Raw genomic sequence first — 24,424 nt, 5'->3', positions numbered from 1 at the left:
CTGACCTGCGGCCGACCGATGGGTAGATAGAGATAAGCAAGTGTAGATAGTTCCGAGGGATCGCAAATATCGCCAGCAGACATGCAAGTGAAATGCCACAGCTCACGCATGCCTGTGGTGGCCTCCTGGCGAGCAAACCTGCTTCCACAACCACCGTTGCAGGCCAGGTTTACCCGCCAAGCGTTCGCTACAGGCACCCGTCAGCTACCGGTCCCCTGCCCGACCAGCACGCCATCGACCTTCTGCCCATACAGGTTCACGCCGTCATTGGCATGGAATTTCACCCGCGTCTTCTCGACAGAGCCTTCTACCAGGCGGGGATCCTGCGGCCGTTCATGCCGGTTGATCCATGCCGCAACATCCCAGGCCTGCTGGTCGCTGAGGCTGCCCGGCTTGCCCAGTGGCATGTTGTACTTGATGAAGGATGCCGCCGTGTTGATACGGTGCATACCGGCGCCCCAGTTGTAGCTGTCCTCGCCCCACAGCGGCGGCATCACATATTCGCCCGCCACTTTCTGCCCTTCACCGTTGTCACCATGGCAAATCGCGCATTGCTCGCGGTACACCCGCTGGCCACGCGTGAAGTCGTACCCGCCTGCAGGCTGCGCGACTTCCGGGTAACCGCGCCCGGCAATTTCGACGCCGGTCGGCGCCTTGGTCGACAGCCAGTACGCGTACACCGACAGCGCCGTCATCTGCGGGCTGTCCGCGGCCGGCGGCTTGCCATTCATGCTGAACTGGAAGCAGCCCTGAATGCGCTCGGCAAAGGTGTTGACCTTGTCGTTTTTCTTGCGATAGGCGGGGTACATGGGGTACGCGCCCCACAGTGGCGCCGAATGGGCCATACGCCCCTGGTCGAGGTGGCAGTTGCTGCAGTTCATGCCGTTGCCCACCGCCTCGGGCATCAGCCGGCGGGTATCGACGAACAAGGCATGGCCTTCACGCACCATCTTGCCGAAGGCATTGGCGGGCAGCTCGTCTTCCGCCGGGGGCGTGAACTGCAGGGCGGCCTGCTTGCCGGGGACCTTCAGTTGCGACTGGTCTTCCATGGCGATAGGCGCGGCCTGGGCACTGCCCACAACCAGCAGCAACAGAGCGGGGATCAGCGGTTTCATGGTTTGACCTCCTGGCTGGCGGGGCGGGCGAAGAACTCGGCAACAGCCTTGATCTCGTCATCGGTCATGGCCTTGGCCACGCCGACCATCAGCTGGTTCGGGTCATTGCTGCGGCTGCCGTCGCGCCAGGCATTGAGCTGCGCCACCAGATAACTGGCAGGCTGCCCGGCCAAAGGCGGAAAGTGCTCGCCAACACCACCGCCACCCGGACCGTGGCATTGCACGCAACCAGGGATATGCCGGTTCCAGTCGCCGTAAAGGGCCAGGCGGGTGGTAGGGTCACCGGCAATCTGCTGGCGGCGCCCATCGACGACCTTGACTGCCGGCAGGCTGGCCAGGTAGCTGCTGACGGCGGTGATTTCCTCTTCGCTCAGGGCCTTGGCCAACGGCTCCATCACCGCCTGCTTGCGGCTGCCACTGCGCCAATCATGCAATTGCTTGCTGAGGTAAGCAGCCGGCAGGCCGGCCAGCCGCGGAAAGCCCGCCGCAGCGATGCCCTTGGCGTCCGGGCCATGGCAACCCAGGCAGGCCAGGGCGGCGGGGTTGGCCCCGCCTTGGGTGAAAATTTTCTGGCCATCGGCGGCATGCGCCCCGGGCCAGGCCAGGATCAGCAGGCTGCCGATCACGACGCGACTCAACGGTGTCATCACGAATCTCCATTTCTTTTGTTATAAGCTTAGGCTTAAAAAACATAAGCAAATGGATACTAGCCCCGTCGGGGAAATCGCAACAACGTCAGGCCGGCCGATCTGATGGCCAATAGCCCATTAACCGCCCTTTACTTGCCTCAGATCAACTCCCCGAGATGCAGTGGGTAGCTGCCGTGCGCACATCGCCCAGGCGCAGCGGGAAGTTGCTCAGCCGCTCATGCAGCTTGATGCTGCTGCCGCCGCCACGCTCATCGATATCCAGCAGGGCGGCCGGGCCAGCACATGCTGTCAGCTTCTGCGGCACCGTCAGGCGAAGGCCGTCACCGCGCCGCTCTTCCACCAGTGGGTCACGGCTGTCGGCAAGCTGCGCCTTGACGCAATCGGCATACTCGCGGGGCGTCTTGCCAGAAATCACATCCAGGGTCGCATGCGATTGCTCCAACTCGGAAACACTGACACAGCCACCCAGTGCCAGTGTCAACGCGGCCACCATCCACTTCATCTGTCATACCTCAACTTGTACGAACCCCGTTCGACCACCGTCAGGCAGTTTTGCTCCGTGCTTTGGCAGAATTATCCAAGCCCGGCGAACAGCGCGGCAGTATAACGGCACATCGTGGTATCTTTTGCCTTTGCTGAACCAAACCTTGCGGAGCATCACATGAAATTCGTACACCAGCGCGAGCACCTCAATGAGGACGACATCGTCGTCATCGAGTGTTCCCAGCGCTGCAATATCCGCCTGATGAACGACGCCAACTTCCGCAGCTTCAAGAACGGCGGCCGTCATACCTACCACGGCGGCCACTTCGAGAAGTTTCCGGCGAAGATCACCGTGCCCAGCACCGGGTTCTGGAATATCACCATCGATACCGTGACCACCCGCCCGATCTCGGTTACCCGCAAGCCCACCCTGATCCACAAGATCAAGATCATCCGTCGCTCGTCGTCGAAACTCAGATAAGGCCACCATGACCCAGACCATCAAGTACGTGATCAAATACAAACTCGACGGCCAGCGTCGCTGGGACTTCGCGCTGATGCCCGACGCCTCGCAAGCGCAAGCCCTCGAAGCCTTGCGCAAAATCCATGGTGAAGACGCCGACAAGATCAGCGACATTCAGGTCAGCAAGGCCCTGTAGTAGTAGCCGCCGCACCGTTCGCCAGCGCAAGGAGACCTCGCATGCGCCACTGGCCCGACCGCCGTATCCTCGACCTGCTGGGCATCGAGTTGCCCATTCTGCAGGCCCCCATGGCGGGGGCAACCGGCTCGGCCATGGCCATTGCGGTGGGCTCGGCCGGCGGCCTGGGCGCCCTACCCTGCGCCATGCTCAACGGTGAGCAGGTGCGCGCCGAAATTGCTGCATTCCGCGCCGGCTGCCCGGGGCGCCCCTTGAACCTGAACTTTTTCTGCCACCAGCCACCCGCGCCCGACGCCGAGCGCGACGCGCGCTGGAAGCAGGCGCTCGCCCCCTACTACAGCGAAGTGGGGGCGGATTTCGCGGCGCCCACCCCGGTCTCGAACCGTGCGCCTTTCGATGAGGCGAGTTGCCAACTGGTCGAACAACTGCGGCCGGAAGTGGTGAGCTTCCACTTTGGCTTGCCCCAGTCCGACCTGCTGCAACGGGTACAGGCCAGCGGTGCCAAGGTGCTCTGCACCGCCACTACCGTGCAAGAGGCCGTCTGGCTGGAGCGCAACGGCTGTGACGCCATCATCGCCATGGGTTATGAAGCCGGCGGCCATCACGGCATGTTTCTCAGCGACGCCATCACCAGCCAGATCGGCACCTTTGCCCTGGTACCGCAGGTGGCCGACGCGGTCCGCCTGCCGGTCATCGCCGCCGGTGGCATCGCTGACCATCGCGGCCTGGTGGCGGCCCTGGCCCTGGGCGCATCTGCCGTGCAGATCGGCACGGCGTACCTGTTCTGCCCCGAGGCCAAGGTTTCGCCAGCACATCGGCAGGCGCTGGACAGTGCGCCTGCCAGTGACACGGCGCTGACCAACCTGTTTACCGGCCGCCCGGCCCGCGGCATCAACAACCGTATCATGCGCGAGCTGGGGCCGATGAGCGCGCTGGCACCAGCGTTTCCGCTGGCGGGCGGGGCATTGATGCCGTTAAGGGCAATCACCGAGCCGCAGGGCAACAGCGACTTCAGCAACTTGTGGTCAGGGCAGGCGTTGCGGTTGGGGCGGCGTATGCCGGCCGAGGCGCTGACCCGGGACATCGCGGCCAAGGCACTGGCCAGGGTTGCCGGGTAGACCGCGCCTGTGCGGCCTGCGGCAACCTTTCGTAAGCCCGCAATCACACCATCCTTGCGAATGCACCCAGCAGCCCTTCCCGACAACTGGCCTATCGCTATATAGTTGTGAATATAACGATACCCCAAGGAGCTGCCTGCATGCGTATCCGCCCGTCTCACCTGGCCTTCACTGCCATGGCCAGTCTGTTTGCCTTGAACACCGCCTGGGCCGACGAGGTTCAAGTGGCCGTCGCGGCGAACTTCACGGCGCCCATCCAGGCCATTGCCAAGGACTTCGAACACGAAACCGGCCATACACTGGTCGCGGCTTACGGCGCCACGGGGCAGTTTTACGCCCAGATAAAGAACGGCGCGCCCTTCGAGGTGTTCCTTGCCGCCGATGACACAACCCCGAAAAAGCTCGAGGAAGAAAAGCAGATCGTCCCCGGTTCGCGCTTCACCTACGCCATCGGCACCTTGGCGCTGTGGTCGGCGAAAGAAGGCTACGTCGACGCCAAGGGCGAGGTGCTGAAACAAAACGCATTCAGCCACCTGGCCATCGCCAACCCCAAGGCCGCGCCATACGGCCTGGCCGCCACCCAGGTACTGGACAAACTGCAGCTTACCGCGGCCACCAAAGGCAAGATCGTCGAAGGCCAGAACATCACCCAGGCTTTCCAGTTCGTCTCCACCGGCAATGCCGAACTGGGTTTTGTCGCGCTGTCACAAATCTTCAAGGACGGTAAAGTGACCCAAGGCTCGGCCTGGATCGTACCGGCCAACCTGCACGACCCGATCCGCCAGGACGCCGTACTGCTCGACAAAGGCAAGGACAATGCCGCCGCCAAGGCCCTGATCGAATACCTGAAGGGGCCAAAGGCCGCCGCCCTGATCAAGTCCTACGGTTATGAAATCTGATGCCGCTGGATGCCAGTGACCTGGGTGCCATCTGGCTGACCGTCAAACTGGCCAGCCTGACCACGGTGATCCTGCTGATCATCGGCACGCCGGTCGCCTGGTGGCTGGCGCGCACGCGCTCCTGGCTACGCGGGCCGGTGGGCGCGGTGGTGGCGCTGCCGCTGGTGCTGCCACCGACCGTCATCGGCTTCTACCTGCTGATCGCCCTCGGCCCCCACGGCTGGCTCGGCCAGGCCACCCAGGCCATGGGCCTGGGCACCGTGGTGTTCAGCTTCACCGGCCTGGTCATTGGTTCGACCGTCTATTCCATGCCCTTCGTGGTCCAGCCGTTGCAGAACGCCTTTGCCGCCATCGGCCAGCGCCCGCTGGAGGTCGCGGCCACCCTGCGCGCCAGCCCGTGGGACTGTTTCCTCCATGTGGTGCTGCCGCTGGCGCGCCCCGGTTTCGTCACCGCCAGCATTCTCGGTTTCGCCCACACCGTGGGTGAATTCGGTGTGGTGTTGATGATCGGTGGCAACATTCCCGACAAGACGCGCGTGGTCTCGGTACAGATCTTCGATCACGTCGAGGCCATGGAATATTCACAAGCACACTGGCTGGCCGGCGCCATGCTGGTGTTCTCGTTCCTGGTGCTGCTGTTGCTGTACACCGGGCGCCGCAGTAAAGCCGGCTGGAGCTGAGATGACTGCATCGATAGTGGCGCGCCTGAACCTGCCACGTGACGACTTTACCCTGGACGTAGACCTGCGCCTGCCCGGCCGCGGCATCAGCGCCCTGTTCGGTCAGTCCGGCTCTGGCAAGACCACTTGCCTGCGCTGCCTGGCGGGGCTGGAGCGGGCTGCCAACGCCTATGTCGAGGTCAACGGCGAGGTCTGGCAGGACAGCAGCCGTGGTTATTTCCGCCCTCCCCACCTACGCCCGGTGGGCTATGTATTCCAGGAGGCCAGCCTGTTCCCACACCTGTCGGTGCGCGCCAACCTGGAATTCGGCTGGCGCCGCCTGGCGGCCGCCGAACGCAAAGTCAGCCTGGGCCAGGCCAGCCAGCTGTTGGGTATCGGCCATTTGCTGGAGCGCCGCCCGGCGACTTTGTCGGGTGGTGAGGCGCAGCGGGTTGGCATCGCCCGCGCCCTGCTCAGCAGCCCGCAGCTGCTATTGATGGATGAGCCGCTGGCCGCCCTCGACGGCCCACGCAAGCGCGAGATACTGCCGTACCTGGAACGCCTGCACGGTGAGCTGGACATCCCGCTGGTGTATGTCAGCCACGCACAAGATGAGGTGGCACGCCTGGCCGACCACCTGGTGCTGCTGGAACACGGCCGAGCCGTGGCCAGCGGCCCCATTGGCGAAACCCTCGCCCGCCTCGATCTGCCGCTGGCCCAGGACGATGACGCCGGGGTGGTGTTCGAAGGCCGGGTGGTGGGGCACGACCCGCACTACGATCTGCTCGACCTGCGCCTGCCCGGCGAAAATGGGCACTTGCTACGCATCGCCCATGCCGCCCGGGCCATGGGCGACACCTTGCGGGTCAAGGTGCAGGCGCGTGACGTAAGCCTGGCACTGACAGCTGACAGCACCTCGAGCATCCTCAACCGTTTGCCGGTCCAGGTGCGCGAAACCCGCCCCGCGGCCAACCCGGCGCATGTACTGGTCAGCCTGGACGCTGGCGGCAACCTGCTGCTCGCGCGCATTACCCGGTTTTCGGCAGAGCAGCTCGCCCTGCACGCAGGGCAGGTCGTGTACGCCCAGATCAAATCGGTGGCGCTACTGGGCTGAGCATACCTGGCACGCGTGTTGTCCATTGATCAGTGATCTGATCGAGGCCAAACACCATGCTCGACTGCCCTCTGCCGCGCAGTTTGCACTATGTCGAAGACAGCCAGCCAGGCCTGACCCGGCGCCGTTGGCGCGACCGCTTCATCTACCTGGACGCCGATGGCGAACGGGTCCGCGACAAGGACACCCTGGCGCGCATTGCCGCCCTGGTGATCCCCCCGGCCTACACCGACGTGTGGATCTGTGCCGACCCCCAGGGCCACCTGCAGGCCACCGGCCGTGATGCGCGTGGCCGCAAGCAATACCGCTACCATGTGCAATGGCGCGAACTGCGCGACCAGCACAAGTACGGCCGCATGCTGGCCTTCGCCCAGGTTTTGCCGAAACTGCGCGCACAACTGGAAACCTACCTGGCACGCCCAGGGCTGGACCGGGAAAAGGTCATGGCACTGGTGGTGAGCCTGCTGGACCACACGCTGATCCGCATTGGCAACCAGCGCTACCTGCGCGACAACCAGTCGTACGGCCTGACCACCCTGCGCAACCGCCACGTAGAGGTCAAGGGCAGCAGCATTCGCTTCCAGTTCCGCGGCAAGCGCGGCGTCGAGCACAACGTCACCCTCAATGACCGGCGCCTGGCCAACCTGCTCAAGCGCTGCATGGAACTGCCCGGGCAGGCGCTGTTCCAGTACCTGGATGCCGACGGCCAGCGCCATAGCGTCGGCTCGGCCGAGGTCAACCAGTTCCTGCAGCAACTCACAGGTGCCGACTTCACCGCCAAGGACTACCGCACCTGGGCTGGCAGCAGCCTGGCGCTGGACCTGCTCAGGCCGTTGGCCTGGGAACCGGAGGCCGAGGCCAAACGCCAGGTGGCCGCCATCGTTCGCCAGGTGGCCACGCGCCTAGGCAATACCCCGGCGGTCTGCCGGCGCTGTTACATCCACCCCGCCGTACTCGAACACTACGCCCTGGGCCGCCTGGCGGACTTGCCAAAGCACCGCATACGCAAAGGCCTGGACCCTGAAGAGGTGGCTTTGCTGGTATTTCTTCAAGCCCTAGAGGAACAGGACGGTCATTAAGCCTGTCTATTTAAGCCATGATGCGAAGAAATTTCCCATTGGCCGCCAACGGCCCTATTCTTGCCACCGAGCACCTTGGCCGACAAATCGCTGACGGTTTGCTTTGGCACCTGCAAGTGAAGGTACGCAACAGAATTTTTCTGTCGGGGAATTACTATCCGCCGAAAGCGTCTTTAATGAGAAGGAACAGGGACCCGCTCCCGCCGCCGCGGCAGTTAGCCATGCGGACTTTATTATCACCAAGGAGAACTACATGCTGATACTCACCCGTAAGGTTGGCGAAAGTATCGTCATCAATGATGACATCAAAGTCACCATTCTGGGCGTCAAAGGGATGCAGGTGAGGATCGGTATCGATGCACCGAAAGATGTACAGGTCCATCGGGAAGAGATCTTCAAGCGCATCCAGGCCGGCAGCCCAGCCCCGGAAAAGCACGACGATTCACAGTGAATCCCGGCTGACCAAGCGCATGGATGCGCTCGGCCGCAGGCCTCAGGCTTTCAGTAGCTCACGCACCTTCGCAATCATCTTGTCCATATCGAATGGCTTGTCGAAAATGGCCTTGAACAGGGCAGGACAGACCTGGCTGGCCTGTGCGCCACTCATGAGAATGACTGGCACCTCGCGCAGCGCCGAGCAGTCACGCATGGCGCGCACCAGCTCCTCGCCATTGAGCACCGGCATCATGTAGTCGGTGATCACCAACTGCACGCTCTCGGCCACAAGCATTTCCAGCGCCTTCTTGCCGTTGATGGCCTTTTTCACCTCGTAACCTTCCTCCTCCAGGGCGAAGGCCAGGATATCGGCGATCAAGTATTCGTCATCGACGATCAGAATGGTGTTCATTGCCCCGCCTGTCACCCGCCGTCCTGCGGCACCGGCGTACCCGAAAGCACCCCGCTGTTGCCGGCGAATGCCTTATGTAGCGTTATGCCCTGGGGCCCGATCAGCAGCTCGTGCAAGGCCGGGTCATGGTGGCTGTCACGCACCTTGAGGATCGACAGCATACGCCGCAGCTGCGAGTCCAGCTCCACAAAGCGCATCAGCATCAGGTTGTCGACGATGCTCGACAGGTCCGGCGCCGGTGCGCTGATCTCGGCGCCGAAAATATCGCGCATTTCCCAGGTCAGCATCACGCTGACGCCGCGCGCGCGCAGCTCACCGGTCAACGCGCGAAAGAACGCATTGAGGCGGGCCGGGTCGGTGGCCAGGCGGCTGAATGCCCCCAGGCTGTCGATCACCACGCGCTTGCTGCCCAGTGCGGCGACCCGCTCCAGCAGCCGCGCGCCCACTTGGTCGAGCAACCCCTCTGTGGTGGGTTGCCAACACAATTGCAAACTGCCGCTTTGCTCCATCGCGGCAAAGTCGTACCCCAGCGATGCGGCCTTGCTGCGCAGGCGCTCGGGCGTTTCATAGAAGCCGAAATGCAAGCCTGGCGCTTGCGCGGTACTGGCGCCAAGAAATGCCAGGCACAACGAGCTCTTGCCAATACCGGACGGGCCGATCAACAAGCTGACCGAACCGTTCGCCAGCCCGCCGCCGAGCATTTCATCGAACGTGGGTACCCCGCTGGTGACGCGCCCCACATTGCCGCTGGCGACCTGGCTGGGGTGGCTGAACAGCGCTTCCAGGCGCGGAAACACGTGCATGCCGGCTTCGTCGATCAGGCACTCGTGGCGCCCCGACAACGCTCCACTGCCGCGGGTTTTGCGTAACTGGACATGGCGCACGGCACGGCTGCCCAGTAACTGCTCACCCAGCTCGATGACCCCATCGACCATGGTGTGCTCAGGGCTCCCCTCCTCCAGCCGGGCGCTGGTCAGCAGCAACACGGTACAACCCGCGAACGCCGCGTGGCCTTGCAGTTCGGAAACGAACTTCTTGGTGTCGAGCGTGGTGTGTGCACGGGCGCGGGCATTGAGCACACCGTCGACGATCAGCAGGCTGGCCTTTTGCCGGGCGATTTCCTGGCGCAGCAAGCGCACCACAGCCTCCAGCCCTTCCTGCTCCAGGGTGTCGAAAGCGCTGACAAACTGGATCTGGTCACCAATCAACCCCGGGTCGAAGAACGCGAGCGTTGACAGGTACTGGAACAAGCGTTCATGTGACTCGCTGAGCAAGGTAGCCACCAGCACCCGACCACCGTCACGCACGTGGTTATGGGCCAGCTGGTTGGCAAGAATGGTCTTGCCGGCACCCGGTGGCCCTTGAACGATGTAGGAGGCGCCAGCCACCAGGCCACCCCTGAGCAACGCATCGAGCCCGTCGATGCCCGTTATCAGCCGCCTGAGTGCCTGTGCCATGTTGTCTACCTGTCGAGTGGGCTGAGTGCCTGATTCTGATACATTGGCAGATAAAGTTGCATGCAAGTTCCACGACCCGGCGCGCTATCGACACAAATAGCGCCACCGCTCTGCCTGGCGAAGCCGTACACCTGGCTAAGGCCCAGGCCAGTACCCTTGCCAAAGGGCTTGGTGGTGAAAAATGGCTCGAAGATGCGTGGCAGCACTTCGGGCGCGATACCCTCGCCACTGTCCTCCACCCCAAAGCACACAAAGCGGCCGTGCAGCCCTTCTACCTCGCCGGCCAAGTCGACCAGCTCCACCCTCAGGTCGATATGGCCATTGCCGGTGATGGCGTCGCGGGCATTGAACAACAGGTTGAGCAAGACCATTTGCAGCTGCCCGGCATCGACTTCGATCAGCGGCAGGTCCGGTTGCAGCACCACCGTCAGCGTGATCGCACTGGGTAACGCATGCTCCAGCAGGCCACGGGTGGTGGCAACCAGGGCAGCCGGTGCAACACTGGCCACATCGAGCTGGCGGTGGCGGGCGAAGCTGAGCAATTGCTGAGTCAGCTCGGTGCCGCGCTGCCCGGCATCGATGATGTGCTGCAGCATGCGCTGCGCCCGCACCGGGTCCTGGGTAGTCTGCGCCAGGCGTGCCGAGCTGAGAATGATGGTCAGCATGTTGTTGAAGTCGTGCGCCAGGCCACCGGTCAACTGGCCAAGCGCCTCAAGCTTCTGCGCCTGGAACAGCTGGGCGCGCATGGCATCCAGTTGCATGGCAGACTCACGACGGTCGGTAATGTCACGGGTGACCTTGGCAAGGCCGACGATCTGGCCGTCTTCGTCGCGAATCACATCCAGTGCGGCCAACGCCCAGAACTGCGTGCCATCCTTGCGTACCCGCCAGCCTTCATCCTGTGCCACACCCTGCTCGAGCGCCTGGCGCAGCAGGCACTCAGGGCGGCCGTCAGCGCAGTCCTGCGGGGTAAAAAACAGCGAAAAGTGCCGGCCGACCACTTCGTCGGCGCGGTAACCCTTGATCCGTTGCGCGCCTGCATTCCACGACACCACATGCCCAGAAGGGTCGAGCATGTAGATGGCATAGTCCACCACCGACTGAACCAGCTGTTCATAACGGTGGGCGGGCATGTCGGGGGGGTCGATGCTATCAGCTGAAACCATGCATACTCCACTGGCACAGCAGGAAGGACAAAATGAACGTAACCCGGTGTGCCCAGCCTTGAGCCATCCCTTGACACTCTTGGATCCAACCAATCGGTAACAGTGGCTTAATGACTGCAACGTGTCAATTGCCCATTACAACTGCCCTTTGATCTGTAGATCATAGGTGCTGCGGTTGACTCAACTATAACAATGGGTTATAAAGCGCGCTTGATTGCAAAGCCCTTCTGCTTAGAAGCGAGCCGGTCGTTCACGACCCCTTCAAGCGTGCGAGTGTGGTGGAATTGGTATACACAGCAGACTTAAAATCTGTCGGCGTGAGCCTTGCGGGTTCGAGTCCCGCCACTCGCACCAAATTCCCCTGAAAAGGCGCCTGCATGGCGCCTTTTTAGCGTCTGGCAGCAATGTTTTGCGCAGCTGCTAAAGTGGAGCATACATTCGCCCACTGGAACGCCGCCATGCGCTACTCCCTATTCGATGGTCAACGCGACATCATCATCCTGCTTGCCCGCGTGCTGTTGATGATCCTGTTCGTCTTGTCAGGCTGGGCCAAACTGACCGGTTTCGACGGGACCGTCGCCTACATGACCTCCCTGGGTGCCCCCGCCCCCATGCTGGCGGCCGCAATTGCGGTACTGATGGAGTTCGTGGTCGCCATCCTGCTGATCGTTGGCTTCTATACCCGGCCACTGGCAGCGCTGTTCGCGCTGTTCGTGCTGGGCACCGCGCTGATCGGCCACCCTTTCTGGAACATGGTCGACCCCGAACGCAGTGCCAACATGACCCAGTTCCTGAAGAACATGGCCATTATGGGTGGCCTGCTGCTATTGGCCGTGAGCGGCCCTGGGCGCTTCTCCGTAGACGGGCGCTGAGTCAGTCGTCGCAGTCATCGAACCACGCCGGGTGCTCGAGCCGCTCTTCATCAAGGTCATCGAAGTCACCCGGCGTTTCGTCTTCCTCCAGCTCATCTTCGGCGCCCTGGGCGTCCGCCTCGTGTTCCACGTCGTCGCCATAGAGGAATTCGTGATCGAGCAGATGATCGTGCTCCGGCTCGTGAAGGTCGTCTTGGTCGCGCATGCTGGCTCCTGAAGTGTTTGGCAGGCCTGTATAGGCCGATCGAGGTGCCGGGTCAATGGGGGCTATTAATGCACCGTTAATGCCACCAGCCCAATCTGCAGGCTCTCCCTTCAAACGTTGCTTGCCCGCCTTCATGGCGGGCTTTTTTTCGCCCCGCCAATGACTCCGCCCCAAATGACAGGCTGATCACCTGCGCTTCACGAAATACCGACATCTGCTTGCGCACACTGACCCCGCTCCGTACGTTCTTGCAGCCCGCCGCACATTTGCCGCGGGCTTTTCTTTGTTCGACAGCCTGTGGCTGCTCACCCTCATGATCTGGAGCAGTTTTCCCCTCCCGCGCAAGGTCTATGCTGATCCGGCCATCACCCAAGCTCATTCGGATAGACACGGAGGCTCCTATGAAAGCTGCTGTTGTTGCGCCAGGCCGTCGCGTGGACGTTGTCGAGAAAACCCTGCGCCCACTGGAACACGGCGAAGCGCTGCTGAAGATGCAATGCTGCGGGGTATGCCATACCGACCTGCATGTCAAAAATGGCGACTTCGGTGACAAGACCGGTGTCGTGCTGGGTCACGAAGGCATTGGAGTGGTTCAGGAGGTAGGCCCTGGTGTCACTTCGCTCAAGCCCGGCGACCGCGCCAGCGTTGCCTGGTTTTACCAGGGCTGTGGGCACTGCGAATACTGCACCAGTGGCAACGAAACACTGTGCCGCGAAGTGAAGAATTCCGGCTACACCGTCGACGGCGGCATGGCCGAGGCCTGTATCGTCAAGGCCGACTACTCGGTCAAGGTGCCTGATGGCCTCGACTCTGCAGCGGCCAGCAGCGTCACCTGCGCCGGCGTCACCACCTACAAGGCCGTGAAAAGCTCCAACATTCGCCCCGGCCAGTGGATCGCCGTCTATGGCCTCGGTGGCTTGGGCAATCTGGCCCTGCAATATGCGAAGAATGTGTTCAACGCCAAAGTGATTGCCATCGACGTCAACGACGAGCAACTGCGCTTCGCCAGCGAGATGGGCGCCGACATGGTGGTCAACCCCCGCACCGAGGATGCAGCGAAAGTCATTCAGGCCAAGACCGGTGGTGCCCATGCAGCCGTGGTTACGGCAGTAGCCAAAGCCGCATTCAACTCGGCGGTAGACGCCCTGCGTGCCGGTGGCCGCCTGGTTGCGGTCGGCCTGCCCTCCGAAGCCATGAACCTGAACATCCCCCGCCTGGTACTGGACGGCATCGAAGTAGTCGGCTCGCTGGTGGGCACCCGCCAGGACTTGCAGGAGGCTTTCCAGTTTGCCGCAGAAGGCAAAGTCGTGCCCAAAGTGACACTCCGGCCGATCGAAGACATCAACCAGATCTTCGACGAGATGCTGGAAGGCAAGATCAAAGGCCGCATGGTGATCCAGTTCGAAGGTTGACCTGCTGACTACGCGCCGAACATTACCACTGCACAGCCCGCAGACAATCCGTTGCGGGCTTCGCTTCCACCGGTCAGTTTCTGCCCATTGGGGCAACGCTCAAGTTCGACCGCGCGTTCATGCCCTGTAGCAAAGGGGTCACCCCGTCCACGAGTGGCGACGTTGCGCACGCATGGCTACGGGTACATTGATGATTGCCAGCACCGGCAAACACTGGGCTGGCCGGCCCACCCTCATGCGGGCAATCGGCAGCCGCTTCTTTGAGAATCTTGTCCAACGATTCAACCATGCTGGAATAATCCATTCCTGACTCCGTCGTTGGTGAACATCGCTTACGTTCAACCATAGCTGAGAAACATTTCAACAGTACGCTGGGAAATAACCTGATACAGACCACTCCCTTCAGTGAAGCTGACCGATCACCGGCATACCAGGTTCAAAGAAAAATCTCGCACTGTTCGACGTGAGGGTTTTGAATGGTCTGTACGGCTTGTACTTGCAGGAGACAGCAATGACCATTCGCAGCCTGGCCAGAATTCTTCCCCAAGACCCCAGCCGTCCAGGCTGGGTGCTTGGATGGGGTGTACTAAGAGACCGCTACCCCTGGCATTTTGTCGATGTCTATGCCGACCAGCAAACAGCACAGGCAGAGGCGCGGCGGCGCGGCGCGGGCTATGTGGTCGAGCATGGGTCACACCGGCTGGGGTCGAAGGAATTCATCTGTGGAACGAGCCTGCCGGAAGGCTAGCGCTACGTTACTCGCTGCTGCGCACAAAAATCCGACAGAGTGACCAGGGCATCACCGCCGCGTGAGCTAAAGTTCTTGATGAACACACGCAACGTGAGATACCCATCATGATAAAAAGTGAAGCAGAAGAGGTGATCGAGCGTATCAGGCAGGATCTCGAGAAGCATGGTGTGAATATCGGCTTTGTACAAGAAGTTACCATACCGTATTTCGGTTGTGATCTTGACCACTACGTTGCGCAGGTCAGCGAGGCGCCAGGGAACTTGGTCAAGCGCATCCTGATACACGATGAGGCCTTATGGAGGGTGTTCAGGCGAGGTGATGTGCCTCGCTGCAAGATCAGTGAATGCCAATGCCGAGGCGAGCTGTTCGGCATGCCCATCATGATAGAGCCAAGAACCGATGACTCTTACACCATCCTGTACAACAACGGTCAAACAGGGTTTTGAGCTAACCGACGTACCCTCCGCAGGCTTTTAGCCTGCGGAGAACTCAAGCCGAGGCGCGACTCAGCATTTTACCTTCCACAACTGGTCAATTCGCGTCGTGTAGGATTGGCTCATCATCTCCCTCTTCATGCCCCAATCCGGCACCGCGGGCACACTGGCAGTGCGCACTGTACCCCTCCCCCAGCGCCCATTGATGTCGTCCATGACCGCCATCAATCGGTCGCACGCCACCGACTGCTTCAGGGCAAAAAGATCTTCTGAAAATTCGCCCGGTTGTCGAAGGTCCATCAACAGCACCTCGGCCTTGCTGTAGCGAAACCCGGGGCGGAAGATTTGCTCGACCGCTGCCGTAGCCAGCCCGGTCATGAGCAGTGTGTCGCAGGTCGGATAGGGCAGCTCCACCAATGCTCCCTGGGCGTGGTGTGGCTCCTGCGGGTTGAACATGCCGGTGCGGATGCTGACGCGCATGCGCTTGCACAGCGAACCCTGGGCACGCAATTTTTCCGCCGCACGGCCCACGTAGGTGGCCACTGCCTGCTTGATCGGCGCCAGGTCAGCAAGCCGCCTGCCGAACATGCGGCTGCAGCATATTTCCTGCTTCGGCGCCTCGACCTCATCCAGCTCAAGGCAGGGCGTACCGGCCAGCTCCCGGGCCGTTTTCTCCACGACCACGCTGAACTTGCGTCGCAGCGTCCAGGCATCGGCCCTGGCCAGGTCCATCGCCGTATGGATGCCCATTGCCTCGAAGTGCGCGGCCATGCGCCGGCCAACACCCCACACCTCCTTCACCTTGGTATTGCGGAGCACCCAGTCGCGCTTGAACGCATCGGTAATGTCCACAACCCCGCCCGTTTGGGCCTGTATGCGCTTGGCCGTATGGTTGGCCAGCTTGGCGAGCGTCTTCGTACCGGCGATGCCAACGCCAACCGGGATGCCCGTGCATTGAAAGACTCTTGAACGCACATTTCGCCCAAACAGGGTCAGGTCGCCCTGAATTCCGGACAGGTCAGCGAAGCACTCGTCGATACTGTAGACCTCGGCGGCAGGCACCATCGACTCGATCAGCGACATGACGCGCTCGCTCATGTCGCCATACAGCGCGTAATTGCTACTGAAGGCCTTGATGCCGTGGCGGCGTAATTTGTCCTTGGCCTGGAAATACGGTTCGCCCATCTTCACGAAGGGTTTTGCGTCGTATGACCTGGCAATCACGCAGCCGTCGTTGTTGCTCAGCACCACGATCGGGGTCTTGGCCAGGTCGGGCCTGAACACACGCTCGCAGCTCGCGTAGAACGCATTGCAGTCGATGAGCGCGAAAACCGGGTCACTGCGCATGGTCACGAACGCTGTAACGCACAACGCCCCATACCACGAAGTCATCCCCTTCCATGATGTACCGCGCCGGGTAAGCGGGGTTTTCAGACTTGAGGATCACCACCCCGTCGCGGCGGTGCAGGCGCTTGCACACCGGCTCGCAGTTGACCGCGGCAATGACGATGTCGCCGTGCTCCGCCTCACGGCCACGGTCTACGATGACCAGATCACCTGAGTAGATGCCAGCGCCTTGCATGCTGTCGCCTTCAACTTTCACCAGATACACATGGGGTGCGCGGATGTCGAACAGCTCATCCAGGGAAATATGGCCTTCCAGGTGGTCTGCGGCAGGCGAAGGGAAACCGGCCGGAACGTGGAACGAGTACTGCGGGAAGGATTCGGTGCCGCCAGTCGGCGGACCGAGATAGGTGATGGTCATGACGGAAAGTCCAATGCAAACTGTATGCATATACAGTAAATCCGGCATTGGGCATGCGGTCAATCACGCACGGCGAAAATTCTGACGGACGAGAGGTGGATTATGTGCGGGCGCTACTCGATCTACGAGTCGATGGATCACTACCTGCGCCAGCTCGCGCTGGACCTGGTGGTGATCAATGGCTACGACCACGAGCCGATCAACCGCTACAACGTTGCGCCGTCCACGCGCGTGGAACTCGTTCGCCAGCGTGGTGACGGTTTGTACGTGGATCGGGTCAAGTGGGGTTGGTCGCCTGCCTGGGCCAAAGGCAAGCGCCCGGATCCGATCAATGCTCGAGCCGAGACGGCAGTAACAGGTAAGTTCTTCAAGGCGCTTTGGCCGAACGGCAGAGCCCTGGCGCCTGCCAATGGTTGGTTTGAGTGGCTCGCGGATCCAGCGGACCCAAAGCGCAAGCAGCCCTGCTACATCACCAGTACCGACGGCGGCCCGCTTTTCTTTGCGGCGCTGGCAGAGGTGCACCACGGCGTGGCACCGGATGAGCGCGATGGCTTCGTGATCATCACTGCAGCCGCAGACCAGGGGCTTATCGACATCCACGACCGAAAGCCTCTGGTGCTGACGCCGCAACTGGCAAGGGAATGGCTGGACCCCGCCACATCGGCGCAACGTGCGGCGACGATCATCGAAAAAGGCTGCCGCCCCGCACAGGATTTCCGCTGGTTTCCGGTTGGAAAAGCAGTGGGCAATGCTCGCAACGAGGGGGCGGAGTTGATAGAGCCTACCAATGATCGGGGCCGTCAGGGGGACCTGGGGTTTTGAAGCGGGTAGCCGGGCTTCCCGCTTCGCAGGCGCTCATTAGCCTGCTTCCTCCACCTGCTTGTAAATGCGAAATCCCCGTGCTTGATAGTTTTGAAGGGCAGCAGGATGGTCAAGTGTGCACGTGTGCACCCATACCCGCTCTGTGCCAGGCCACTCCCATGCAGATAGGGCGGCGTGGCTCAACAGCGCCCCGCCGAACCCGCTCCCTATGAACTGCGGCGCCAGCCCGAAATATCGGATCTCACTGTTACGGCCATCGGGACGATAAAGCTCGTAGTAGCCGGCAATTGCACCTCGGTGGTAGGCAACCCACGTTCGATGGCAATCCTGCTCAACGAGTGCCTGCCAATCGGCGTCATGCCAGGTATCAAGATCGCCCCATTCCCAGGACGCGCCTACGAGCTGGTAGAGGAATTTGTTGAATAGCGCCTGAGGCACTTCGCACTCGATAATCTGTAGGTCATGCCGCTGGGGCTTTGCCTGCAGGTCTGAAGCCGAAGTCATTTCCAAGTAGTAGGTAGTGCAAGAACGATTCATTACGGGCACCCTTTGCTCCCTTTCGTGCGCAGACAAGCATGCCAGCAACAGCTTGATTTCGGCCAGCCCGCACGTGCGCCTCGTAAGGGGCGCAAGACAGCGTCTTGGCCGGGGCTCAGCAGTACGCAATCAGGCGTAGGGCTAATGCCTGTCAGTTACGTAATTTGGGGCCGCTTTGCGGCCCTTCGCGGGCACGCCCGCTCCCACAGGGGATCGCGCATTTCCTGAGTTCAGCGCTTGAAACGTGTGGGAGCGGGCGTGCCCGCGAAGGGCTGCAAAGCAGCCCCAGTAACGCTTAACTGACAGGCATCAGGCGTAGGGCTGCCTTTAGTTTAGGAACATTTGGCATTTTTTGACGCGCAAAGAAAAACCCCGCAGACGTTAATCTGCGGGGCTTTCGAATGGTGGAGGCCGAGGTCGGAATCGAACCGGCGTAGACGGATTTGCAATCCGGAGCATAACCACTTTGCTACTCGGCCTCAAAGTCGGACATAGCAGCTTGCGCTTTGCTATCCCCTTGAAACACTGAACCTTTTTCAAAGTTCGCTGCGTTTCGATGGGCGCCATTATGTCTTCATTCTTTTAACCTTGCAACCCCCTCGACGAAAAAAAATTTCAACGGGTTCAAGGTGTTAGCGCAGGCGGCCGAGTTTGCTCCACAAACCCACCAAGGTGTTCTCCACCGCGCCACTGGCTGCCACGCCGATTCGCTCCTGCAGGCTTTTACGCTCGGCATAGTGCAGGTGGAACAGGTTGGCGTTGCGGGCACGTTCGCTCAGGTACTCGTCGCTGGTCTGCAAGGTATCCACCAACTGGCGGTTGAGGGCCGCCACACCTAGCCACACTTCACCGGTAGCCACTTCGTCAATGTGCAATTGCGGGCGATAGCGGGCAACGAAGTCCTTGAACAACTGGTGGGTGATGTCGAGGTCTTCCTGGAACTTCTCCCGGCCTTTCTCGGTGTTTTCGCCGAATACGGTCAACGTGCGCTTGTATTCGCCGGCGGTCAGCACCTCGAAATCGATGTCGTGTTTCTTCAGCAAGCGATTGACGTTGGGCAGTTGCGCCACCACGCCGATCGAACCCAGTACGGCGAATGGCGCACTGACGATCTTGTCGCCGATACAGGCCATCATGTAACCACCGCTGGCAGCCACCTTGTCGATGCACACGGTCAGCGGGATGCCTGCCTGGCGAATGCGCGCCAGCTGGGAGGCGGCCAGGCCGTAGCTGTGCACCAGACCACCGCCGCTTTCCAGGCGCAGTACCACTTCATCGCGTGCGGTAGCGAGGGTCAGCAGGGCAGTGATTTCATTGCGCAGGCTTTCAGTGGCCGAGGCCTTGATGTCGCCATCGAAGTCCAGGACGAACACGCGGCCCTGCTCGTCGGCCTTGCCTTTGCCCTTCTTCTGTTGTTTCTCCGCCTTGGCCTGCTGCTTGCGCAGCGCCTTTAGCTGGGCCTTGTCGAGCAAGCCGGATTCCAGGCGCTCGCGCAGGTCCTTGTAGAACTCGTTCAGACGGGTGACCTGCAATTGCCCACCCGATTTGCGCCGCCCTTTGCCACGCAGCCCGGCGATGGCCGATAACACCACCAGAATAGCGATGACCAGGGTGGCGGTTTTGGCGAGAAAGCTTGCGTATTCGGCAAGAAACTCCACGTTGACTCCTTAAATACCAGCGCCATCACGGCGCGTAACTGTTGCAAGCATACCGGTGCATCTGGCGTGCTGCCAGCGTACGCAAACGCTGGCAACATCTTTCAAACAACCTTTTCAAACGCTTGTATGTTTTTCGTTGACAGCCTCTGTGCCGCGTCCTAACCTCGCAGCAACCTCCTACAGGCCGGAACCTTCCGTGGGCAACCTCTACCTGATCCGACACGGCCAAGCCTCTTTCGGTGCCGCTGACTACGACGTACTTTCGCCAGTGGGCGAACGTCAGAGCCTGGCGCTGGGCGAACACCTGGCCCAACTCGGCGTGCGGCTGGACCGCTGCGTAGCTGGGGACCTGCGCCGCCAGCAGGACACCGCGCGCCTGGCGCTGCAGGCCTTGCACGCCACGGGTTGCCCGGTACCCGCTGTAGAGACCGACGTGGCATTCAACGAGTTCGATGCCGACGGTGTTATCCGGGCCATGCTGCCTGGGCTGCTGCCGGCAGAGCCCGATGCGCTGCAAGTGCTGCGCAACGGTGCCGAGCACCGCAGCGAGTTCCAGCGCCTGTTCGCACTGATGGTGCAGCGCTGGCACGATGGCGAGCACGGCGGCGATGACCTGGAAACCTGGCAGGCCTTCACCGGCCGTGTGCACGCCGGCCTGCAACGCGTGCTGGATGCAGCCGGCAGCGGCGACAACATCGCTATCTTCACCTCGGGGGGCACCATTGCTGCCCTGCTCCACCTGGTGACCCGTATCACCCCCAGCCAGGCGTTCGCGCTGAACTGGCAGATCATCAACACGTCGCTCAGCCAGCTGAAGTTTCGCGGCCGCGACGTGGCGTTGGCTTCCTTCAACAGCCAGGCCCATGTGCAGCTGTTGAGGGCGCCGGAGCTTGTCACTTACCGATAAAGCCGGCTAGTTATGTCCCTGCGGGGACGTGTAAATCACTCAATAAGGAATGCGCCATGACCTCCGTAGCTGATGCCGTCAAAAAGATGCAAGAGAAGTTCAACCCATCCGCTGCCGCCGGCCTGGACCTGGTGTTCGGCTTCAACATCACCGATGAAGACAAGCACTACGCACTGATCGTCAAGGACGGCACCTGCGAACTGCAGGAAGGTGAAAACCCGGATGCCAACTGCACCCTGGTGATGGACAGCGAAACCCTGAAGGGCATCGTCAGTGGCGAAACCGACGGCATGCAGGCCTTCATGGGCGGCAAGCTGCGCGTAGAAGGCGACATGATGTTGTCGATGAAGTTGAGCGAACTGTTCCCATCCTGAAGGCCGGGAACAGCGCATGATCGAAAACCGAAGCCTGACCGGCTTCGGTTTTTTTTTGCCTGCCCAACCCATCACTGGCTGCATCAAGGCAGCTGATCGTACAGCAACACCCCCACCTATTACGCACCTGGGACGCTTGTTCCATAACGGGCAGGCCATTAGATTAGCCAATAGTTCCTGCGATCGAGAATAAGGAAAACGCATGACGCTCACCGACCAGTCCACCCAGGCACGCCCCGGCGAAGAGCTCGACGCGGGCGTCATCGATCCTTATCTGAAGGCCAACATCGCCGGCCTTGATGGCCAGCCCAGCATCAGCCAGTTTCCGGGCGGCGCTTCGAACCTCACCTACCTGGTCAGCTACCCTGGTCGCGACCTGGTGCTGCGCCGCCCGCCGTTCGGCCAGAAGGCCAAGTCCGCCCACGACATGGGCCGCGAGTTCCGCATCCTCAACCAACTGAACAGCGGCTTCCCGTACTGCCCAAAGGCCTACGTACACTGCACCGACACCCGCCTGATCGGCAGCGAATTCTATGTGATGGAACGGGTCAAGGGCGTCATCCTGCGCTCGGACATTCCGGCTGAACTCAAGCTGGATGCCGAGCGCACCGAAACCTTGTGCAAAAGCTTCATCGATCGGCTGGTCGAACTGCACCAGGTGGACTACAGCGCCTGCGGCCTGGCCGACCTGGGCAAGCCGGAAGGCTACGTGCAGCGCCAGGTAGAAGGCTGGACCAACCGTTACGAGAAGGCCCTGACACCGGATGCGCCGCACTGGCAACACGTGACCGCCTGGCTGCACGAAAAAATGCCCGCCGACCACCCGCGGCCCGGCATCGTGCACAACGATTACCGCTTCGACAACGTGATCCTCGACGCGGACAACCCTATGCGCATCATCGGCGTACTGGACTGGGAAATGGCCACCCTGGGTGACCCTTTGATGGACCTGGGCAACAGCCTCGCCTACTGGATCGAAGCCGGTGACCCGGCCCCAGTGCAACTCATGCGCCGCCAACCCAGCAATGCACCAGGGATGCTCAGCCGTCGGCAGTTCGTTGACTACTACGCCGAGCGGGCCGGAATTTGCCTGGAAAACTTCGATTTCTACTACTGCTACGGCCTGTTCCGCCTGGCCGGCATCGTCCAGCAGATCTACTACCGCTACTACCACGGCCAGACCCAGGACAAGCGCTTCGCCCAGTTCATCCACATGAACCGCTTGCTGGAACAGATGACCCTGCAGGTCATCGCCAAGTCCAGCCTTTGAGCCCCGCCCACCACGGATCACAAGGAAAACAGCATGCCCAAGACCCACCTGTTCGACCTCGATGGCAAGATTGCCTTCGTTTCCGGCGCTAGCCGTGGCATTGGCGAGGCCATTGCGCACTTGCTGGCGCAGCAAGGTGCCCACGTGATCGTTTCCAGCCGCAAGCTGGAGGGCTGCCAGCAAGTGGCGGACGCCATCACCGCTGCAGGTGGCAAGGCTACGGCGGTGGCCTGCCACATCGGTGAACTGGAGCAGATCCAGCACGTGTTTGCCGGCATCCGCGAACAGTTCGGGCGCCTGGACGTGCTGGTCAACAACGCCGCCACCAACCCGCAATTCTGCAACGTGCTGGACACCGACGCGGGCGCCTTTCAGAAAACCGTGGACGTCAACATCCGCGGTTACTTCTTCATGTCGGTCGAGGCCGGCAAGCTGATGCGCGAGCATGGCGGCGGCAGCATCATCAACGTGGCCTCGATAAACGGGGTTTCGCCAGGCCTGTTCCAGGGTATCTATTCGGTAACCAAGGCAGCGGTCATCAACATGACCAAAGTGTTCGCCAAGGAGTGCGCCCAGTTCGGTATCCGCTGCAACGCCCTGCTGCCAGGCCTCACGGACACCAAGTTCGCCTCGGCGCTGGTGAAGAACGATGCCATTCTCAACGCGGCCTTGCAGCAGATCCCCCTTAAACGCGTGGCCGACCCCAAGGAGATGGCCGGCGCGGTGCTCTACCTGGCCAGCGATGCCTCCAGCTATACCACCGGCACCGCGCTGAACGTCGACGGTGGTTTCCTGTCCTGATCAGGTTTTGACCGCCACCAGGGTATAGCTCAGGGGCAGGCGTGCGGGCTGTTGGCGAAGGCGATACTCGCCGTCGTCGCCCTTGATCATCTGCCCTGGCAGCGCCTCCCAGGGAATGCTCTGGTGCTCGACCAGCGTGGTCAGGTGCAGGCCGTGGCTCAGCAAGGCACTGATCACCTCGCCAAGACCGTGGTTCCATTCGTGGGTTTCGCTGTGGGCCAGCCGCTGATCGGTTTCGACGTAAGTCTGGTCGCTATGCCACACCGTTGGCTCCTGCTGCTCGAAATAGGGGTATTCGAGCTGCAAGCGGTCCTGGTGGTCCTCGTTGACAGCCATCAGCATGGGGTGGCCATCGCGCAGGAACAGCCGCCCGCCCGGTTTCAGCAAGGCCGCGACGGTACGGGCCCAGGGCTCGATGCGAGGCAGCCAGCAGAGCGCGCCAATCCCGGTGTAGACCAGATCGAAGGTGCGCCCTGGCAGCGCCTTGTCAGCCGCGTAAACATCAGACTCGACATACTCGATAGACGTTCTGCAGCGTGCTGCCAACACCCTGGCCTCGGCCAACGAAGCGGCAGAATAGTCCAACCCGCACACCTGTGCGCCAAGGCGGGCCAGGGAGAGGGTGTCGGTGCCGATGTGGCACTGCAGGTGGATCACATCAAGACCGTCGATATCGCCCAACAATGGCAAATCAAAACGCACGGTGTCGGACAGCCGGTCGCGGTCGCGGACGAGCTGTTCGATTGCGTAGTCCTTCGAGGCAGCATGCAGCGGGGCGCGTTCGTCCCAACTGGCACGGTTGAGTTGCAGGGAATGGTCCATGGTGTCTTCCTTGAATGCGAGCAATTGATGCTAGACGCCGCACTCACTGGCCGACAGAACTACCTTGCAAAAAAATGTAAACCAGCTGTCTCTGTCCGCCAAAGGGTAGCCAAATACCCTTACAAGCAGGTCGCTGCCGCTGCCCGGCGCTGCAGCGCCACGCCGTCGTGCTTCTGCGCGTAGTAGTCGACCCGCGTGCCACCGGCCTGCGGGTACACGTCCACGAACGCTTCGGCTTCACGGGTATATACCGTCAACCCACCCTGCTTGCGCGGCTGCAGGTAACCACTGGCATCGTCACCGAACACCCTTTCCTCCTGCCAGCTGTACTGAATGCACTGGGCCACCAGCTCTGGCGCCTTCTGCGAGTCGAGCTGCGCCGTCGGCTTGCCGCCGCGGGCAGTGTCCATGGTCGCAGCAGCACAACCAACCAGCATCAGCGCCGCAGCCATCGGCAGAATCGCACGCATGTTCCATCCTCGGGGGTTTGAAAAAGAAGCGACTCTAGCATTGGCACGCAGCGCGAGTGAATTGTCACGCGTATTCCG

General features: G+C 61.5%; 30 protein-coding genes and 2 tRNA genes. 18 read left to right on the top strand and 14 right to left on the bottom strand.

Annotated elements, in window-relative coordinates; translation table 11 throughout:
• Nucleotides 1–200: 200 nt before the first annotated feature.
• From EGJ22_RS10175 to EGJ22_RS10165, 3 genes are all read right to left on the bottom strand, one after another.
• On the bottom strand, nucleotides 201–1,115 hold the full coding sequence (locus EGJ22_RS10175) for a c-type cytochrome (RefSeq protein ID WP_029886315.1): 915 nt from the start codon (nucleotides 1,113–1,115) through the stop codon (nucleotides 201–203).
• A complete protein-coding gene (locus EGJ22_RS10170) occupies nucleotides 1,112–1,762 on the bottom strand; it encodes a cytochrome c (protein ID WP_029886316.1) in 651 nt (216 codons plus the stop codon). The genes EGJ22_RS10175 and EGJ22_RS10170 overlap by 4 nt, the downstream gene beginning before the upstream one ends.
• A 145-nt stretch (nucleotides 1,763–1,907) precedes the next feature.
• Nucleotides 1,908–2,267 carry a hypothetical protein gene (locus EGJ22_RS10165; RefSeq protein WP_029886317.1) on the bottom strand — a complete coding sequence of 120 codons (360 nt, stop codon included), beginning with the start codon at nucleotides 2,265–2,267 and terminating at the stop codon, nucleotides 1,908–1,910.
• Between the two features lie 159 nt (nucleotides 2,268–2,426).
• Between EGJ22_RS10165 and EGJ22_RS10160 the strand changes: the two genes are divergently transcribed.
• The 8 genes from EGJ22_RS10160 (at nucleotide 2,427) to csrA (ending at nucleotide 8,227) form a co-directional block, all read left to right on the top strand.
• Entirely contained in the window at nucleotides 2,427–2,729 is a 303-nt protein-coding gene (locus tag EGJ22_RS10160) for a DUF1883 domain-containing protein (protein ID WP_029886318.1), read from the top strand.
• 7 nt (nucleotides 2,730–2,736) lie between these two features.
• Nucleotides 2,737–2,907, top strand: a complete 171-nt coding sequence (locus tag EGJ22_RS26115; protein ID WP_165944137.1) for a hypothetical protein — start codon at nucleotides 2,737–2,739, stop codon at nucleotides 2,905–2,907.
• A gap of 41 nt (nucleotides 2,908–2,948) precedes the next feature.
• A complete protein-coding gene (locus EGJ22_RS10155) occupies nucleotides 2,949–4,025 on the top strand; it encodes a nitronate monooxygenase family protein (RefSeq protein WP_029886319.1) in 1,077 nt (358 codons plus the stop codon).
• Nucleotides 4,026–4,165: 140 nt separating this feature from the next.
• Nucleotides 4,166–4,924, top strand: a complete 759-nt coding sequence (gene modA, locus EGJ22_RS10150; RefSeq protein WP_029886320.1) for a molybdate ABC transporter substrate-binding protein — start codon at nucleotides 4,166–4,168, stop codon at nucleotides 4,922–4,924.
• Nucleotides 4,924–5,604, top strand: a complete 681-nt coding sequence (modB, locus tag EGJ22_RS10145) for a molybdate ABC transporter permease subunit (RefSeq protein ID WP_009683192.1) — start codon at nucleotides 4,924–4,926, stop codon at nucleotides 5,602–5,604. Before modA ends, modB begins: the two co-directional genes overlap by 1 nt.
• 1 nt (nucleotide 5,605) lies before the next feature.
• A complete protein-coding gene (gene modC, locus EGJ22_RS10140) occupies nucleotides 5,606–6,697 on the top strand; it encodes a molybdenum ABC transporter ATP-binding protein (RefSeq protein WP_029886321.1) in 1,092 nt (363 codons plus the stop codon).
• A gap of 56 nt (nucleotides 6,698–6,753) precedes the next feature.
• Nucleotides 6,754–7,776 carry a DNA topoisomerase IB gene (locus EGJ22_RS10135; protein WP_054913452.1) on the top strand — a complete coding sequence of 341 codons (1,023 nt, stop codon included), beginning with the start codon at nucleotides 6,754–6,756 and terminating at the stop codon, nucleotides 7,774–7,776.
• Between the two features lie 253 nt (nucleotides 7,777–8,029).
• Nucleotides 8,030–8,227 (top strand): carbon storage regulator CsrA, encoded by a 198-nt coding sequence (csrA, locus tag EGJ22_RS10130; RefSeq protein WP_009683195.1) that lies wholly within the window; start codon nucleotides 8,030–8,032, stop codon nucleotides 8,225–8,227.
• 42 nt (nucleotides 8,228–8,269) lie between these two features.
• Here the strand turns inward: csrA and EGJ22_RS10125 are convergent, their stop codons facing one another.
• The 3 genes from EGJ22_RS10125 to EGJ22_RS10115 are packed head-to-tail and all read right to left on the bottom strand — an operon-like array spanning nucleotide 8,270 to nucleotide 11,246.
• The gene (locus tag EGJ22_RS10125; protein WP_009683196.1) at nucleotides 8,270–8,623 is read right to left on the bottom strand and encodes a response regulator; all 354 of its coding nucleotides are present in this window, start codon (nucleotides 8,621–8,623) and stop codon (nucleotides 8,270–8,272) included.
• An 11-nt stretch (nucleotides 8,624–8,634) separates the two neighbouring features.
• Nucleotides 8,635–10,080 carry an ATPase domain-containing protein gene (locus EGJ22_RS10120; protein ID WP_029886323.1) on the bottom strand — a complete coding sequence of 482 codons (1,446 nt, stop codon included), beginning with the start codon at nucleotides 10,078–10,080 and terminating at the stop codon, nucleotides 8,635–8,637.
• A 5-nt stretch (nucleotides 10,081–10,085) separates the two neighbouring features.
• Nucleotides 10,086–11,246, bottom strand: coding sequence for a nitrogen regulation protein NR(II) (locus EGJ22_RS10115; protein WP_029886324.1), 1,161 nt, complete (start codon nucleotides 11,244–11,246; stop codon nucleotides 10,086–10,088).
• A 269-nt stretch (nucleotides 11,247–11,515) separates the two neighbouring features.
• On the opposite strand from EGJ22_RS10115, the gene EGJ22_RS10110 reads away from it, so the two are divergent.
• Both EGJ22_RS10110 and EGJ22_RS10105 read left to right on the top strand, forming a co-directional pair.
• Nucleotides 11,516–11,600 (top strand) — tRNA-Leu (locus tag EGJ22_RS10110).
• Between the two features lie 104 nt (nucleotides 11,601–11,704).
• Entirely contained in the window at nucleotides 11,705–12,118 is a 414-nt protein-coding gene (locus EGJ22_RS10105) for a DoxX family protein (RefSeq protein ID WP_009681230.1), read from the top strand.
• Nucleotide 12,119: 1 nt separating this feature from the next.
• Here the strand turns inward: EGJ22_RS10105 and EGJ22_RS10100 are convergent, their stop codons facing one another.
• Complete coding sequence (locus EGJ22_RS10100) at nucleotides 12,120–12,323, bottom strand: hypothetical protein (RefSeq protein ID WP_029886325.1); 204 nt, start codon at nucleotides 12,321–12,323, stop codon at nucleotides 12,120–12,122.
• A gap of 401 nt (nucleotides 12,324–12,724) precedes the next feature.
• On the opposite strand from EGJ22_RS10100, the gene adhP reads away from it, so the two are divergent.
• The 3 genes from adhP to EGJ22_RS10085 all read left to right on the top strand — a co-directional run bounded on the left by adhP (nucleotide 12,725) and on the right by EGJ22_RS10085 (nucleotide 14,932).
• Nucleotides 12,725–13,735: an alcohol dehydrogenase AdhP gene (gene adhP / locus EGJ22_RS10095; RefSeq protein WP_029886326.1), complete on the top strand. Its 1,011-nt coding sequence runs from the start codon at nucleotides 12,725–12,727 to the stop codon at nucleotides 13,733–13,735.
• A 511-nt stretch (nucleotides 13,736–14,246) separates the two neighbouring features.
• A complete protein-coding gene (locus tag EGJ22_RS10090) occupies nucleotides 14,247–14,483 on the top strand; it encodes a hypothetical protein (RefSeq protein WP_033690011.1) in 237 nt (78 codons plus the stop codon).
• A gap of 107 nt (nucleotides 14,484–14,590) precedes the next feature.
• Nucleotides 14,591–14,932, top strand: coding sequence for a hypothetical protein (locus EGJ22_RS10085; RefSeq protein ID WP_009681233.1), 342 nt, complete (start codon nucleotides 14,591–14,593; stop codon nucleotides 14,930–14,932).
• A 60-nt stretch (nucleotides 14,933–14,992) separates the two neighbouring features.
• On the opposite strand, the gene EGJ22_RS10080 is transcribed toward EGJ22_RS10085, so the two are convergent.
• Both EGJ22_RS10080 and EGJ22_RS10075 read right to left on the bottom strand, forming a co-directional pair.
• Nucleotides 14,993–16,267 (bottom strand): Y-family DNA polymerase, encoded by a 1,275-nt coding sequence (locus EGJ22_RS10080; protein WP_029886327.1) that lies wholly within the window; start codon nucleotides 16,265–16,267, stop codon nucleotides 14,993–14,995.
• Nucleotides 16,257–16,685, bottom strand: coding sequence for a LexA family transcriptional regulator (locus EGJ22_RS10075; RefSeq protein ID WP_009682126.1), 429 nt, complete (start codon nucleotides 16,683–16,685; stop codon nucleotides 16,257–16,259). Before EGJ22_RS10075 ends, EGJ22_RS10080 begins: the two co-directional genes overlap by 11 nt.
• A 102-nt stretch (nucleotides 16,686–16,787) precedes the next feature.
• On the opposite strand from EGJ22_RS10075, the gene EGJ22_RS10070 reads away from it, so the two are divergent.
• Entirely contained in the window at nucleotides 16,788–17,507 is a 720-nt protein-coding gene (locus EGJ22_RS10070; protein ID WP_064314304.1) for an SOS response-associated peptidase family protein, read from the top strand.
• A 36-nt stretch (nucleotides 17,508–17,543) separates the two neighbouring features.
• Here EGJ22_RS10070 and EGJ22_RS10065 read toward each other — a convergent pair whose 3' ends face one another.
• From EGJ22_RS10065 to sohB, 3 genes are all read right to left on the bottom strand, one after another.
• On the bottom strand, nucleotides 17,544–18,044 hold the full coding sequence (locus tag EGJ22_RS10065; protein ID WP_009682124.1) for a GNAT family N-acetyltransferase: 501 nt from the start codon (nucleotides 18,042–18,044) through the stop codon (nucleotides 17,544–17,546).
• A 405-nt stretch (nucleotides 18,045–18,449) separates the two neighbouring features.
• Nucleotides 18,450–18,523: transfer RNA gene (locus tag EGJ22_RS10060), tRNA-Cys, on the bottom strand.
• A 153-nt stretch (nucleotides 18,524–18,676) separates the two neighbouring features.
• Nucleotides 18,677–19,702: a protease SohB gene (sohB, locus tag EGJ22_RS10055; RefSeq protein ID WP_009682123.1), complete on the bottom strand. Its 1,026-nt coding sequence runs from the start codon at nucleotides 19,700–19,702 to the stop codon at nucleotides 18,677–18,679.
• Nucleotides 19,703–19,898: 196 nt separating this feature from the next.
• On the opposite strand from sohB, the gene EGJ22_RS10050 reads away from it, so the two are divergent.
• From EGJ22_RS10050 to EGJ22_RS10035, 4 genes are all read left to right on the top strand, one after another.
• Nucleotides 19,899–20,609, top strand: coding sequence for a histidine phosphatase family protein (locus EGJ22_RS10050; protein ID WP_029884992.1), 711 nt, complete (start codon nucleotides 19,899–19,901; stop codon nucleotides 20,607–20,609).
• Nucleotides 20,610–20,665: 56 nt separating this feature from the next.
• On the top strand, nucleotides 20,666–20,983 hold the full coding sequence (locus EGJ22_RS10045) for an SCP2 sterol-binding domain-containing protein (protein ID WP_009682121.1): 318 nt from the start codon (nucleotides 20,666–20,668) through the stop codon (nucleotides 20,981–20,983).
• 202 nt (nucleotides 20,984–21,185) lie between these two features.
• Nucleotides 21,186–22,253: a phosphotransferase family protein gene (locus EGJ22_RS10040; protein WP_029884993.1), complete on the top strand. Its 1,068-nt coding sequence runs from the start codon at nucleotides 21,186–21,188 to the stop codon at nucleotides 22,251–22,253.
• Between the two features lie 33 nt (nucleotides 22,254–22,286).
• On the top strand, nucleotides 22,287–23,054 hold the full coding sequence (locus EGJ22_RS10035; protein ID WP_029884994.1) for an SDR family oxidoreductase: 768 nt from the start codon (nucleotides 22,287–22,289) through the stop codon (nucleotides 23,052–23,054).
• Here the strand turns inward: EGJ22_RS10035 and EGJ22_RS10030 are convergent, their stop codons facing one another.
• Nucleotides 23,055–23,876 (bottom strand): bifunctional 2-polyprenyl-6-hydroxyphenol methylase/3-demethylubiquinol 3-O-methyltransferase UbiG, encoded by an 822-nt coding sequence (locus EGJ22_RS10030; RefSeq protein ID WP_029884995.1) that lies wholly within the window; start codon nucleotides 23,874–23,876, stop codon nucleotides 23,055–23,057.
• A 119-nt stretch (nucleotides 23,877–23,995) separates the two neighbouring features.
• Nucleotides 23,996–24,346, bottom strand: a complete 351-nt coding sequence (locus tag EGJ22_RS10025) for a hypothetical protein (RefSeq protein WP_029884996.1) — start codon at nucleotides 24,344–24,346, stop codon at nucleotides 23,996–23,998.
• Nucleotides 24,347–24,424: the final 78 nt, after the last annotated feature.

Origin of the sequence: Pseudomonas sp. p99-361 (assembly GCF_003935475.1) — a bacterium.
Lineage (GTDB): Bacteria > Pseudomonadota > Gammaproteobacteria > Pseudomonadales > Pseudomonadaceae > Aquipseudomonas > Aquipseudomonas juntendi.
The sequence above is the reverse complement of the archived record's forward strand: the minus strand, read 5'-3'. Positions and strand labels throughout refer to the sequence as shown.